Annotated in this window: 8 protein-coding genes; 5 read left to right on the top strand and 3 right to left on the bottom strand. The window is 69.7% G+C overall.

What is annotated here, in order from left to right; translation table 11 throughout:
• Positions 1-7 precede the first annotated feature (7 nt).
• Positions 8-451 carry an Rv3235 family protein gene (locus AC07AG_RS19450; protein ID WP_478756265.1) on the bottom strand — a complete coding sequence of 148 codons (444 nt, stop codon included), beginning with the start codon at positions 449-451 and terminating at the stop codon, positions 8-10.
• Between the two features lie 377 nt (positions 452-828).
• Between AC07AG_RS19450 and AC07AG_RS19445 the strand changes: the two genes are divergently transcribed.
• Both AC07AG_RS19445 and AC07AG_RS19440 read left to right on the top strand, forming a co-directional pair.
• Positions 829-1,326 (top strand): DUF6912 family protein, encoded by a 498-nt coding sequence (locus tag AC07AG_RS19445; RefSeq protein WP_478756264.1) that lies wholly within the window; start codon positions 829-831, stop codon positions 1,324-1,326.
• 348 nt (positions 1,327-1,674) lie between these two features.
• Positions 1,675-2,352 carry an HAD family hydrolase gene (locus AC07AG_RS19440; RefSeq protein ID WP_478756263.1) on the top strand — a complete coding sequence of 226 codons (678 nt, stop codon included), beginning with the start codon at positions 1,675-1,677 and terminating at the stop codon, positions 2,350-2,352.
• 152 nt (positions 2,353-2,504) lie between these two features.
• On the opposite strand, the gene AC07AG_RS19435 is transcribed toward AC07AG_RS19440, so the two are convergent.
• Positions 2,505-3,071, bottom strand: a complete 567-nt coding sequence (locus AC07AG_RS19435; RefSeq protein WP_249589579.1) for a DJ-1/PfpI family protein — start codon at positions 3,069-3,071, stop codon at positions 2,505-2,507.
• Between the two features lie 519 nt (positions 3,072-3,590).
• Between AC07AG_RS19435 and AC07AG_RS19430 the strand changes: the two genes are divergently transcribed.
• From AC07AG_RS19430 to AC07AG_RS19420, 3 genes are all read left to right on the top strand, one after another.
• Entirely contained in the window at positions 3,591-8,537 is a 4,947-nt protein-coding gene (locus AC07AG_RS19430; RefSeq protein WP_478756262.1) for an NAD-glutamate dehydrogenase, read from the top strand.
• A gap of 153 nt (positions 8,538-8,690) precedes the next feature.
• Positions 8,691-11,585, top strand: a complete 2,895-nt coding sequence (locus AC07AG_RS19425; RefSeq protein WP_478756261.1) for a bifunctional glycosyltransferase/CDP-glycerol:glycerophosphate glycerophosphotransferase — start codon at positions 8,691-8,693, stop codon at positions 11,583-11,585.
• Positions 11,582-12,724 (top strand): glycosyltransferase, encoded by a 1,143-nt coding sequence (locus AC07AG_RS19420; protein WP_478756260.1) that lies wholly within the window; start codon positions 11,582-11,584, stop codon positions 12,722-12,724. Before AC07AG_RS19425 ends, AC07AG_RS19420 begins: the two co-directional genes overlap by 4 nt.
• A 43-nt stretch (positions 12,725-12,767) precedes the next feature.
• Here AC07AG_RS19420 and AC07AG_RS19415 read toward each other — a convergent pair whose 3' ends face one another.
• Positions 12,768-13,529, bottom strand: coding sequence for an ABC transporter ATP-binding protein (locus AC07AG_RS19415; RefSeq protein ID WP_478756327.1), 762 nt, complete (start codon positions 13,527-13,529; stop codon positions 12,768-12,770).
• Between the last annotated feature and the right edge of the window lie 59 nt (positions 13,530-13,588).

Raw genomic sequence — 13,588 nt, 5'->3', positions numbered from 1 at the left:
CGCGTTGTCATGGGGGTGGAGCTCCTACTTCGACCGCCGTGCAGCGCCACCTCTGGTCGTCGCCCAGGTGCAGGCGGAACGCCAGGGCCCTGAGGGCGGAACCCGTGCCGATCCTCGCGAAGACCTCGTAGACCCCGGGGCGGGGTTCGTAGTGGCCGATCCGGTGGACCGTGGGGCGTCGGTTGTTCACGGTGAAGGGTGCGAGTTCGGCGAGGCGGGTCAGGTCGTCGAACGCGGTGTGGGCGATGTGGCGGGCCGCCCAGTGGACCGGCTTCTGGCCGCTGAGCACCAGGAGCAGGCGTTCGGTGAAGAGCTCCGTGGGGTGCGGTGGGGGCTGGGGCGGGGTCCTGAGGGGGCGCGTGGGGGTACGTGGTGCCGCCGAGGGCCTGCGGGGGTCTGTGCGGCCCGGCGGGCGGGTGGTCGTCGCCGGGCGGGGGCGGGGCCTCGTCATTACCTTCTGCATGCCGTGTTGCCTCCGATACCGGGGAGTAACTTTCGTTGGAGATCTTGTACGGGGGCGGAGGCGGGGGTCGCAAGGGGCTGCCGGGTGTGAGGGCGAGGGGTGGAGGAGTCACCTATCAGGGTGATCGGGGGTGCGTTGTTCCTTGGGGGCGCTGGGGTGGGCCGGGTGAAGGGTGGGCGTGGAGGGTGACGTGGGGGGTGGGTGTGGGGCGCAGCTCGAAGGGGGACGCCCGCACGTATTCTGGGGGCCTGTTCTGTGCCTTCGGGTGCTGTCAGGTGCTTGTCAGGTGCTGGCAGGTGTCGTCAGCCTTCAGGTGCCTTCAGTGACTTCAGAAGCTGAGCTTCCGACTGTGAAAGCGGGCCGTCATGCGCGTCTACGTTCCCCTGACCCTGAGCCGTCTCGCCGAGGCGTACAAGGCGGGCGAGCTGGGGCCGGCGCCGCTGACCGCGTTTGCCGTGACGCCGGCTCTGCGCGAGTGGTACGTCTCCGATGACATCGAGGAGCTGGAGTACGCCGCCCTGAACCGGGCCGCGCTTGCTTCTCTGCGGTTGATCGCCGGTGATGCGGGGGCGGCTCGGCGGCGGGTCGTGGTGGCCGTGGATGTGCCGGACGGCGGGCTTGAGCCGGAGCCCGCTTCGGATGCGGCGCTCGGTGAGGTTCGGGTCGCCGGGGTGCTGGGGCTGAAGAAGGTCGCCGCCGTGCATGTGGACGCGGAGGACGCGGAGGGGGATGTCGCTGCGGCGGTGGGGGTGCTGGGGGCTGCGGATCAGGGGGACGATGACGCGCGGTTCACCGTGGACGGGGTCGAGGATCATGAGCTGCTGTGGTTCGCCACGCAGGAGATTCCCGGGTTGATCGGCTGAGGGGCCCTTTCCTGCGGGGCTTGGGCGGGGTGCGGTTGAGGGTTGCGGCTGCGGGCTGCGGGCTGCGACTGCGACTGCGGGCTGGGCTGCGGGGTCGGTCTGGCTGTGGGTGCGGGGCCGTGCCGGTATGTCCGTCCTCGCTATCGTCCGGTGGCCGTGGGGCTGCTGCGCTGCTGGAGCGCAGGGAACCGTGCTCCGGGCGGACATACCGGCACGTCCCCTCGCGTGCGCTCCCGGCTGCGGGTGCCTGCTTGCTCGGGTCAGCGGGTAGACCGGCGGGGAGCGTCCGTCGCGGGGCTGTGGGTGCCGGGGGAGTGGGTTGTCGGTGGGGGCGGGTAGCGTTTCCGTATGGGGAAGCTGCAGCGCGGGGCGCACATCGTGTGGGACTGGAACGGGACACTCCTGCATGACATTCATGCGGTGATCGAGTCGACGAACGCTTCGTTCGCGGAGATCGGGCTCGACCCGATCACGCTCGAGCGCTATCGCGACCTGTACTGCGTGCCTGTCCCGCTCTTCTACGAGCGGCTCATGGGCCGGTTGCCCACGGACGCCGAGTGGGAAGTCATGGACGCCGTTTTCCACAAGCACTACTGGGCTCGGGCCGAGGCGTGCGGGCTCGCCGACGGTGCCGCTGAGCTGCTCGCCGAGCGGCGGGCGGCCGGGCGTACGCAGTCGTTGCTGTCGCTCGCGCCGCACGAACACCTCGTGCCCATCGTGCGGCGGCACGGGATCGAGGAGCACTTCGTGCGCATCGACGGGCGCATGGACGCCTCGCACGCGGGCAAGGCCGAGCGGATGGTGCGGCACCTGGCGGCTCTTGAGGGAGTCGCCGCCGCCGAGCGGGTCGTGGTCATCGGGGACGCCGTCGATGACGCGGTCGCGGCGGCGCATGTGGGCGCGCGGGCCGTGCTCTACACCGGGGGGTCGCACAGCAGGGCCAGTCTGGAGGCCGTGGGGGTGCAGGTTCCCGTGGTCGACAGCCTTGCCGAGGCCGTGGAGGTGGCCGAGCGGCTCGCTGCCTAGGCGAAGTGAAGGGCGTCTCCCTCTGGGTGGCGGGGAAAGCGGCGCAAGGGACAGCTTGGCGGCTCGTGCGTGTGCACTGCATCGGTACCGGCCGGGAGCCCCATACGCATTTCCGGGACCCCGGCTTGATCGGTATACGTACCGACCCTGCTCTACGTCACGGGCGCCTTCGCCCGCAGCACCGTCAGGAACTCCCTCATCCAGCCCGAGTGGTCCGGCCAGGCGCGGGCCGAGACCAGCGTGCCGTCGACCACCACCTCCGCGTCACGGAATGTCGCGCCCGCCGTCTGCATGTCCAGCTCCAGGGCCGGATACGCCGTGACCCTGCGGCCGCTCAGGCCGCCGATCGCCGCCGTCAGGAGCGGGCCGTGGCAGATCTGGGCCACCGGCTTGTCCGAGTCGAAGAAGGACTTGAGGATCTTGCGGAGCTCCGGGTCGTTGCGCAGATACTCGGGGGCCCGGCCGCCCGGAATCACCAGAGCGGCGTACTGGCCGGGATCGACTTCGGAGAAGGCGAGGTCCGCGGGCCAGGTGTAGCCGGGCTTCTCCGTGTACGTGTCGAAGCCGGGCTCGAAGTCGTGCACCACGAACTGCAGCTTCTTGCGGGCGGGGGCGGCGATGTGGACGTCGTACCCCTCCTCGCGCAGCCGCTGGTAGGGGTACAGGACCTCCAGGGACTCCGCCGCGTCGCCGGTCACTATCAGGATCTTGGCTGCCATCGGTGCTCGCTCCCCAAATCGTGGGCGGACCGGGTCCGTCCGTCGCGCGCTGTCCGTCCGTCCCGCTCAACGTGCATCGGCCCGTCCGGTTTGCCAAGAGGGCCCACCGGTTTGCGGGGAGGGTCCATCGCCGACAGATGGCGCGAAAGTCTCTGTGCAGAGTGTCAAAGTTCCACCCCTGCTTTTGTACACATACGGCTCATGACGACTCCCGGGTGGAGGGCGATAGCCTTGTCCCGTGATCAGCGCGATATCCCGCGGGGGCGTGTACGCCCCCGCCCTGCGCCCGGGGAACACGGAGGACATCCGTGCCCGGGGCGTCGCTGACGCTTCTTCGCGGTGCGGCCAGCCAGATCATCCCGGCCATCGGTCAGCGAAACCGCTGAAAATGGCGGATAACCGCCCGCTCATCTCTCACCGCGGCATAACGTCGACTTCGACCGGAGACCCCGCGTCGCGGCGTTACGTCGGATCACTTCCCTACGTCACGCAACGGCGCGCGACAGGAGTCAGAGGACAATGCAGACCAAGCTGGACGAAGCCAAAGCCGAGCTGCTCACAAGGGCGGCCCGGGTAGCTGAGAACAGCCCGGTTGGGGGGCGCCTACCGAATGGGGCACCCACCGGGTCGAAGGGCGACGAGGCCACGCCCGACCAGGACACGGCCCTCGCGTTCCTCCAGCGCTACTACCTGCACACCGCCCCGGAGGACCTTGCCGACCGTGACCCGGTCGACGTCTTCGGCGCAGCCTTCTCCCATTACCGGCTTGCCGAGAACCGCCCGCAGGGCACGGCCAACGTCAGAGTGCACACCCCGACCGTCGAGGAGAACGGCTGGACGTGCAGCCACTCCGTCGTCGAGGTGGTCACCGACGACATGCCCTTCCTGGTCGACTCGGTCACCAATGAGCTCTCGCGGCAGGGGCGCGGCATCCATGTCGTCATCCACCCCCAGGTCGTCGTACGACGGGATCTGACCGGCAAGCTCCTGGAGGTCCTCACCGACCCCGGCACGGAGCGCCCGCACGACGCGGTCACCGAGTCCTGGATCCACGTCGAGATGGACCGCGAGACCGATCGCGCGGACCTCAAGCAGATCAGCGCCGATCTGCTCCGGGTCCTGTCCGACGTACGCGAGACCGTCGAGGACTGGGAGAAGATGCGCGATGCCGCGCTGCGCATCGCCGATGAGCTGCCCTCCGAGCCGACCGCCGACGACCTGCGCGACCAGGAGGTCGACGAGGCCCGCGAGCTCCTTCGCTGGCTCGCCGACAACCACTTCACCTTCCTCGGCTTCCGTGAGTACGTCCTGACGGACGACGACTCGCTCTCCGCGGTGCCCGGCACCGGCCTCGGCATCCTGCGCGCCGACCCGCAGCACGACGGGGAGGAGGACCACCCGGTCAGTCCCTCCTTCAGCAGGCTGCCCGCGGACGCGCGCGCGAAGGCCCGCGAGCACAAGCTCCTGGTGCTCACCAAGGCCAACAGCCGCGCCACCGTGCACCGGCCCAGCTACCTCGACTACGTCGGCGTGAAGCGGTTCGACGCCGAGGGCAACGTCATCGGCGAGCGGCGCTTCCTCGGGCTCTTCTCGTCCGCCGCGTACACCGAGTCCGTGCGCCGTGTGCCGGTCATCCGCCGCAAGGTCCAGGAGGTCCTCAAGGGCGCGGGCTTCTCGCCCAACAGCCACGACGGCCGCGACCTGCTCCAGATCCTGGAGACGTACCCCCGCGACGAGCTCTTCCAGACCCCGCCCGACGAGCTGCGCGCCATCGTCACGTCCGTGCTCTACCTCCAGGAGCGGCGGCGCCTGCGGCTGTACCTGCGCAAGGACGAGTACGGCCGCTACTACTCGGCCCTGGTCTACCTGCCGCGTGACCGCTACACCACCGGCGTGCGCCTGCGGATCATCGACATCCTCAAGGAGGAGCTCGGCGGCGACAGCGTCGACTTCACCGCCTGGAACACCGAGTCGATCCTCTCCCGGCTGCACTTCGTGGTCCGTGTCGCGCCGGGCGGCGGGCTTCCGCAGCTCACCGACGCCGACACCGACCGCATCGAGGCGCGGCTCGTCGAGGCCGCACGCTCCTGGGCCGACGGCTTCGGAGAGGCGCTGACCGCCGAGTGCGGCGAGGAGCGCGCCGCCGAGCTGCTTCGCCGCTACTCGGGCGCCTTCCCCGAGGGCTACAAGGCCGACCACACGCCGCGCGCCGCCGTGGCCGACCTCCAGCACCTGGAGCAGCTCAAGCACGGGCGCGAGGACTTCGCGCTCAGCCTGTACGAGCCGGTGGGCGCGGCCCCCGGCGAGCGCCGCTTCAAGATCTACCGCTCGGGCGGCCAGGTCTCGCTCTCCGCCGTCCTGCCGGTCCTCCAGCGCCTGGGCGTCGAGGTCACCGACGAGCGGCCCTACGAGCTGCGCTGCACGGACCGCACGAACGCCTGGATCTACGACTTCGGCCTGCGCCTGCCCAAGTCCCAGAACGGCAACGGCGACTACCTCGGCGACGACGGCCGCGAGCGCTTCCAGGAGGCCTTCTCGGCCGCCTGGACTGGCGAGGCCGAGGTCGACGGGTTCAACTCGCTCGTCCTGCGGGCCGGGCTCAACTGGCGTCAGGCGATGGTGCTCCGCGCCTACGCCAAGTACCTGCGCCAGGCGGGCTCCACGTTCAGCCAGGACTACATGGAGGACACCCTCCTCAACAACGTCCACACCACCCGGCTGCTCGTCTCGCTCTTCGAGGCGCGGATGTCCCCGGACCGCCAGCGCGCCGGGACCGAGCTGACCGACGGGCTCATGGAGGAGCTGGACGGCGCGCTCGACGAGGTCGCGTCCCTCGACGAGGACCGCATCCTGCGGTCCTTCCTCACCGTCATCAAGGCGACGCTGCGCACGAACTTCTTCCAGGAGGCGGAGGGCGGCAAGCCGCACACCTACGTCTCCATGAAGTTCGACCCGCAGGCCATCCCCGACCTGCCGGCGCCGCGTCCGGCGTACGAGATCTGGGTGTACTCGCCGCGCGTCGAGGGCGTCCACCTGCGCTTCGGCAAGGTCGCGCGCGGTGGTCTTCGCTGGTCCGACCGGCGTGAGGACTTCCGTACCGAGATCCTCGGTCTGGTCAAGGCGCAGATGGTGAAGAACACCGTCATCGTGCCCGTCGGCGCCAAGGGCGGCTTCGTCGCCAAGCAGCTGCCCGACCCGTCCGTGGACCGCGACGCGTGGCTCGCCGAGGGCGTGGCCTGCTACAAGACGTTCATCTCGGCGCTGCTGGACATCACCGACAACCTGGTCGCGGGCGAGGTCGTGCCGCCGGCCGAGGTCGTGCGCCACGACGAGGACGACACGTACCTCGTGGTCGCCGCCGACAAGGGCACCGCGACCTTCTCGGACATCGCGAACGAGGTCGCCCAGTCCTACAACTTCTGGCTCGGTGACGCCTTCGCCTCCGGCGGCTCCGCAGGCTACGACCACAAGGGCATGGGCATCACCGCCCGTGGCGCCTGGGAGTCCGTCAAGCGGCACTTCCGGGAGCTGGGCACCGACACCCAGACCGAGGACTTCACGGTCGTCGGCGTGGGCGACATGTCCGGTGACGTGTTCGGCAACGGCATGCTCCTGAGCGAGCACATCCGACTGGTGGCCGCCTTCGACCACCGGCACATCGTCATCGACCCGAGGCCCGACGCCGCCACCTCGTACGCCGAGCGCCGCCGCCTCTTCGAGCTGCCGCGCAGCTCCTGGGCGGACTACGACAAGGAGCTGCTCTCCGCGGGCGGCGGGATCTTCCCGCGCAGCGCCAAGGCGATCCAGCTGAACGCCCACATCCGCGAGGCACTCGGCATCGAGACGGGCGTCGCGAAGATGACCCCGGCCGACCTGATGAAGGCGATCCTGCAGGCGCCCGTCGACCTGCTGTGGAACGGCGGCATCGGTACGTACGTGAAGTCGTCGGCCGAGTCGAACAGCGATGTCGGCGACAAGGCGAACGACGCGATCCGCGTCGACGGCGCCGACCTGCGCGTCAAGGTCGTCGGCGAGGGCGGCAACCTCGGTCTGACCCAGCTGGGCCGCATCGAGTTCGCGCGCGCGGGCGGGCACATCAACACCGACGCCATCGACAACAGCGCGGGCGTGGACACCTCCGACCACGAGGTGAACATCAAGATCCTGCTCAACGCGGTCGTCGCGAACGGCGACATGACCGTCAAGCAGCGCAACAAGTTCCTCGCCGCGATGACGGACGAGGTCGGGACGCTTGTCCTGCGCAACAACTACGCGCAGAACACCGCCCTGTCGAACGCGGTCGCCCAGTCCCCGTCCCTCCTCCACGCCCACCAGCGCTTCATGCGCCGCCTGGGCCGTGACGGTCACCTGGACCGGGCCCTGGAGTTCCTGCCGAACGACCGGCAGATCCGTGAGCTCCTGAACTCCGGCCGCGGGCTCAGCCAGCCCGAGCTCGCCGTGCTCCTCGCGTACACGAAGATCACGGCGGCCGACGAGCTGATCCAGACCACGCTCCCGGACGACGACTACCTGCGCCGTCTGCTGCACGCGTACTTCCCCCAGGCGCTGCGGGAGAAGTTCCCCGAGCAGATCGACGAGCACGCGCTGCGCCGCGAGATCATCACCACGGTCCTGGTCAACGACACGGTGAACACCGGTGGTTCGACCTTCCTGCACCGCCTCCGCGAGGAGACGGGCGCCTCGCTCGAGGAGATCGTGCGGGCGCAGCTCGCGGCCCGCGAGATCTTCGGTCTGAGCAAGGTCTGGGACGCCGTCGAGGCGCTCGACAACGTGGTGGCGGCCGACGTCCAGACGCGCGTCCGCCTGCACTCGCGCCGTCTGGTCGAGCGCGGCACGCGCTGGCTGCTCAACAACCGGCCGCAGCCGCTCCAGCTCGCCGAGACCATCGACTTCTTCAGCGAGGGAGTCGCCGAGGTCTGGACCGAGCTGCCGAAGCTGCTGCGCGGCTCCGACCAGGAGTGGTACCAGAGCATTCGCGACGAGCTGACGGGCGCGGGCGTCCCCGACGAACTCGCCCAGCGCGTCGCCGGGTTCTCGTCGGCGTTCCCCGCGCTCGACATCGTGGCGATCGCCGACCGCATGGACAAGCAGCCGATGGCCGTCGCCGAGGTCTACTACGACCTCGCGGACCGGCTGCGGATCACCCAGCTCATGGACCGCATCATCGAGCTGCCGCGGGCCGACCGCTGGCAGTCGATGGCGCGTGCGTCGATCCGCGAGGACCTGTACGCGGCGCACGCCGCCCTGACGGCCGACGTCCTTGCCGCCGGGAACGGCGAGGACACTCCCGAGCAGCGCTTCAAGGCCTGGGAGGAGAAGAACGCGGCGATCCTGAGCCGGTCGCGGACGACGCTGGACGAGATCCAGAGCTCGGACGCGTTCGACCTGGCGAACCTGTCGGTCGCCATGCGGACGATGAGGACGCTGCTGCGGACTCACTCGTAATCCGTCGTACGTCGAGGGGGGCGCCCCGGGCCTGATGGCCCGGGGCGCCCCCTTTCGCGTATCAGGACTAGGCCGTTCACACCCCCCTGAAGAGCGCCAATCGGGCATTAGCGATAATTAGTAGGATGAGCTGGCATCTGACTGGAGGGACGCATGGGAGCGATAGGTGAGCGGGGGACGCCGGAGGCGCGACCCGATGTGTCCGTAGTGGTGATCGTCTACAACGACGCCGAGCGGCTGCCGACCGCCGTCCAGTCGGTGCTCGACCAGACGCTGCGCGGCGTCGAGGTCGTCATAGTCGACGACTGCAGCACGGACGGCTCGTACGCGGCGGCGCAGGAGCTGGCCGCCGAGCACCCCGAGCGGGTGCGGGCCTACCAGCTCCCGGAGAACAGCGGCGCGGGCGGTGAGCCCCGCAACGCGGGAATCGGCCACACCGTCGGCCGCCACGTGATGTTCCTCGACAGCGACGACGTCCTGGAGCGCAACGCCTGCCGCAACCTCCTCGAAGCCGCCGAGCGCGACGGCTCCGACATCGTCTCCGGGCTCTGCGTACGGCTGTCCATGGACACCCGCAACAAGAAGCGCGACCAGTGGTACCCCTGGCTCTACGCCACGACGCGCACCCTGGAGTCCGTCACCGAGCTGCCCGACCTGTTCGTCTGGGACACCCTCTCCACGAACAAGCTCTACCGCCGTGACTTCCTCGTCGAGAACGCCCTCCGCTTCCCCAAGGGGATGTTCTACGAGGACCTGATGTTCATCGCCGAGGCCTACCTCGCCGCCGAGCGCATCACCCTCATACCGAACCAGGTCTACTTCTGGCACGTCCACGAGCGCGCCGCCGACGCCGCGAAGTCCGTGACCAACCGGCGCCACGAGATGACCAACTTCCAGCACCGCCTGGAGATCCACCGCCGGATCGACGCGCTGCTCGCGGAGCGCGGCCTCGACGAGCTGCGGCTCGCCAAGGACATCAAGTTCCTCAAGCACGACCTGGTGCTCCACCTGCGCGACCTGCCGTTCCGCGACGCCTCCTTCCGGCGGGAGTTCGCCGGCCTCGCCCGCGGCTATCTCGCCGGGCTCGACCGCGCCGCGTACGCCGAGGTGCAGCCCATCCAGGCCATCTGCGCCTACCTCCTGGAGCAGGGCGACTGGGAGAACCTGCTGCCCGCCGTCGACACCCTCACCAACCGCGACAAGATCTCCTCGCCGCTGGCCGAGCGGGACGGCCACGTGTACTGGTGCGCCGAGCACCTCGACGACCCGTTCGGCCGCCAGGTCCTCGACGTCACCGCGCTCGGCTACCACAGCAAGCGCTTCGACCAGATGTTCCTGCGCAACGTCCTGACGCGGTACGAGGAGTCGGCGGGGACGGTGCGCATGGCGGGCCGCATCACCAACCCGCTCGGCACCGTCGCACCGGACGCCGTGCTCACCGCCGAGCTGGAGTTCAGCGCGCGCCGCCGCAGCCTGCAGTCCTTCCGCTTCCCGGTCTCCGCCGTGCGGTACGAGGGCGACGTCATCACCTGGGAGGCCTCAGCCGACCTCGCCCGGCGCCTTCGCCCGCTCGGCGTCGTCGACGCGGTGTGGGACGTGCGCCTGCACCTCACCGCCGACGGCGTGCGCACCAGGACGCGGCTCACCGCGGGCGACCCGGGGCTCGCCGAGGGGATGCTTCCGGTGCGCCCGAGGCTGACCCGCCTGGTCGCCGACCATCTGGAGCCGGAGGTCTCGCAGCGCGGGCACCTCGCGTTCCGCCTCGTCACGCGGGACGCGGCGGGCGGCCGGATCCAGGACCTGGTGGCGCGTGGCACCCAGGGCGTACCGGGACGGCTCGCCAAGTCCGGCTTCCGCAGGGCGAAGAAGCTGCGGGCGGACCTCACGTCCGGGCAGAGCAAACTGCGCGTGTACGACGAGGTGTTCAGCCGCCTGCCGGTGAAGAAGGGCACGGTCGTCTTCGAGAGCCACCTCGGCAAGCAGTACAGCGACAGCCCCCGGGCGATCTACGAGGAGATGCGGCGCCAGGGGCTCGACTTCGACGCCGTGTGGTCCTACAGCGGCAGCCCTAAGGGCTTCCCCGAGGACGCGACGCTGGTGCGGCGCTGGTCGCTGCCGTACCTGCGTGCCCTGGCGCAGGCCGAGTTCTGGGTCGACAACCAGAGCTACCCGCTCAAGCTCACCAAGCGTCCCGGGACGACGTACATCCAGACCTGGCACGGCTCCGCGCTCAAGCGCATGGGCTTCGACGAGCCCGCATGGAAGCTGCGCAGCAAGCCGCAGCAGGACGAGCAGCAGCGGGTGCTCGACCGCTTCGACCGCTTCCTGGTCCGCTCCGAGCACGACGTGCGGACCCTCGCCAAGGCCCTGCGCCTGAAGGAGAAGGTGCTGCTGCGGGTCGGCTATCCGCGCAACGACGCGCTGGTGCGGTCGAAGAGGCTGGAGGACGCCAGCGGTGTGCGCGAACGCGGGCCGCTGGCAGCGGAATTGGGCATCCCCGAGGACAAGCAGGTGCTGCTCTACGCGCCGACCTTCCGGCGCCACGGCGGTCGGCACGGGCGCTTTGAACTGCCCTTCGACGTGGAGCGGTTCGCCGAGGAGTTCGGCGACCGGTACGTCCTGCTCGTGCGCTCGCACTACCTCAACCACGTGGTGCTTCCGCCGTCCGTGCGGGGCCGCGTCATCGACGTCTCTGCGCACCACGACGTCACACCGCTCTATCAGCTCGCCGACGCGATGATCACCGACTACTCGTCCGTGATGTTCGACTACGCGCTCCTCGTCCGGCCGATGCTGTTCTTCACGTACGACTACGAGGAGTACGTGCACGAGGGCCGCGGAACCTACTTCGACCTGCGGGAACGGGCCCCCGGACCGGTGGTCGACACCGAGGACGAGCTGTTCGGGGCGCTGAAGGCGCTCGACGAGCAGGCCCTTGGGTACGCGGCGGCGCGGACGGCGTTCGTGGCCGAGTTCGGGGAGTACGACCGGGGCGATGCCGCAAAGAGCGTCGTCGATCAGTTCTTCTCGCACTGGAGCGGCAAGTGAACCGGGACATCTTCTTCGTCTCCAACAGCGTCAACGAACTGGGCGGGATCACCAGTTGGTCCCATCAGATGGCCCGCCTCTTCGTCGAGCGCGGCCACCGCGTGCACGTCATCGGCATCACGGACCCCGGAGTGCCGCAGGACGTCGGCACGGACCTGCCGTACCCCACCACGACGCTGTACGACGAGCATCCGCCGCGCGTCGGACCGGTGCGCGGCATCAAGGGGCGGCTCAACGTGGCCGAGCACCGGCTGCGCGCCCGGCGCCAGGAGGGCATGCACGAGCAGGCCGCCAAGATGACCGCGCTCTTCGCGCAGGCCGGGCCGGGAGCCGTCGTCATCGTCACGCAGGTGTGGGCGATGGAGTGGGTCGAACTCGCCGACACCAGCGGCATGTCGGTCATCGGCATGAGCCATGAGTCGTACGCCTACTCGCGGGCGTCCTCGCGCGGCAACCGTGTGCGCAAGCACTACAAGGACGTCGACCGGATGCTCGCGCTCACCCGCGAGGACGCCGACCTGTGGATCAGGCAGGGCCTGGACAACGCGTCCTTCATGCCGAACCCGCTGCCCTTCATGCCCGATGTGCCATCGCAGCGCACGGAGAAGGTCGTCACCAGCATCGGCAGGCTGCACGACCAGAAGGGCATCGACATGCTCCTCGACACCTGGGCGGAGGTCGCGCCGCTGCACCCGGACTGGAAGCTGCGGATCTACGGCTCGGGCGAGGACGAGGAGATCCTCAAGAAGCAGTGCACGTCCCTGGGCCTCGACGGCTCCGTGGAGTGGATGGGGCGGACGAGCGATGTGCCGGGCGCGCTGCGGGGCGGTTCGGTGTTCGTGCAGTCGTCGCGCGGCGAGGGCTTCCCGCTCGCGCTGATGGAGGCGATGGCCACGGCTGTTCCGTGCGCCGCATTCGACTGCGCGCCGGGCGTGCACGAGATCGTGCGGGACGGTGTGGACGGGCTGCTCGCGCGGCTCGGGAACACCGGTGAACTGGCGCGCAGGCTGGACACGTTGATGTCCGACAAGGAGCTGCGGGACCGGATGGGGGAGCTGGCCAGGGTGAACATCCAGCGCTACACGACGGATGAAGTCGTGCGGCGCTGGGAGGAGTTGTTCCTGTTCCTGGAGCGCTAGGGAGGGGCGGGTGGCCCCCCGGGACGGCGGTCCCGGGGGCTCGCTACTTCTTGCCGCCCGTGAACCGCTCGTACTCCTTCAGGACGTCCTGAGTCGGGCCGTCCATGCGCAGCTCGCCGTGCTCCAGCCAGAGCACGCGCTCGCAGGTGTCGCGGATCGACTTGTTGTTGTGGCTGACGAGGAAGACCGTGCCCGCGCGCTTGCGCAGCTCGCGGATGCGGGCCTCCGAGCGCTTCTGGAAGGAGCGGTCGCCGGTCGCCAGGGCCTCGTCGATGAGCAGGACGTCGTGGTCCTTGGCGGAGCCGATGGAGAAGCGCAGGCGGGCCGCCATGCCGGAGGAGTACGTCCGCATGGGGAGCGTGATGAAGTCGCCCTTTTCGTTGATCCCGGAGAAGTCGACGATGTCCTGGTAGCGCTCCTGGATCTGCTCGCGGCTCATGCCCATGGCCAGGCCGCCGAGGCGGACGTTGCGCTCGCCGGTGAGGTCGTTCATCAGCGCCGCGTTCACGCCGAGGAGCGAGGGCTGGCCGTCGGTGAAGATGCGGCCGTTCTCGACGGGCAGGAGCCCCGCGACCGCCTTCAGGAGGGTCGACTTGCCCGAGCCGTTCGTGCCGATCAGGCCGATGGCCTCGCCCTTGCGGGCGGTGAAGGAGACACCCCTGACGGCGTGCACCTTGCGTACGCCGGACTCCTCGCGGCCCTTGCCCCGCTTGAGGATGCGGCCCAGGGCGGCGGTCGCGCTGCCCCGGCCGGAGGGGGAACCGGCGCCGTGCACCCGGTAGACGATGTCGACCTGGTCGACGATGACCGTGGGCGCGGGGGCCGGTGCGGGTGCCGGTGCGGAGGTGTGGGTGGGGAGATCTG

The organism is Streptomyces sp. NPDC044044, from assembly GCF_056434405.1.
Note: the sequence above shows the minus strand (reverse complement) of the source record. Positions and strands in the feature narration are given on the sequence as shown.

Excerpts from the sequence above, each read along its gene's own strand:
- AC07AG_RS19450 (WP_478756265.1), bottom strand. The coding sequence starts at position 451 with ATGACGAGGCCCCGCCCCCGCCCGGCGACGACCACCCGCCCGCCGGGC.
- AC07AG_RS19445 (WP_478756264.1), top strand. The coding sequence starts at position 829 with ATGCGCGTCTACGTTCCCCTGACCCTGAGCCGTCTCGCCGAGGCGTAC.
- AC07AG_RS19440 (WP_478756263.1), top strand. The coding sequence starts at position 1,675 with ATGGGGAAGCTGCAGCGCGGGGCGCACATCGTGTGGGACTGGAACGGG.
- AC07AG_RS19435 (WP_249589579.1), bottom strand. The coding sequence starts at position 3,071 with ATGGCAGCCAAGATCCTGATAGTGACCGGCGACGCGGCGGAGTCCCTG.
- AC07AG_RS19430 (WP_478756262.1), top strand. The coding sequence starts at position 3,591 with ATGCAGACCAAGCTGGACGAAGCCAAAGCCGAGCTGCTCACAAGGGCG.
- AC07AG_RS19425 (WP_478756261.1), top strand. The coding sequence starts at position 8,691 with ATGGGAGCGATAGGTGAGCGGGGGACGCCGGAGGCGCGACCCGATGTG.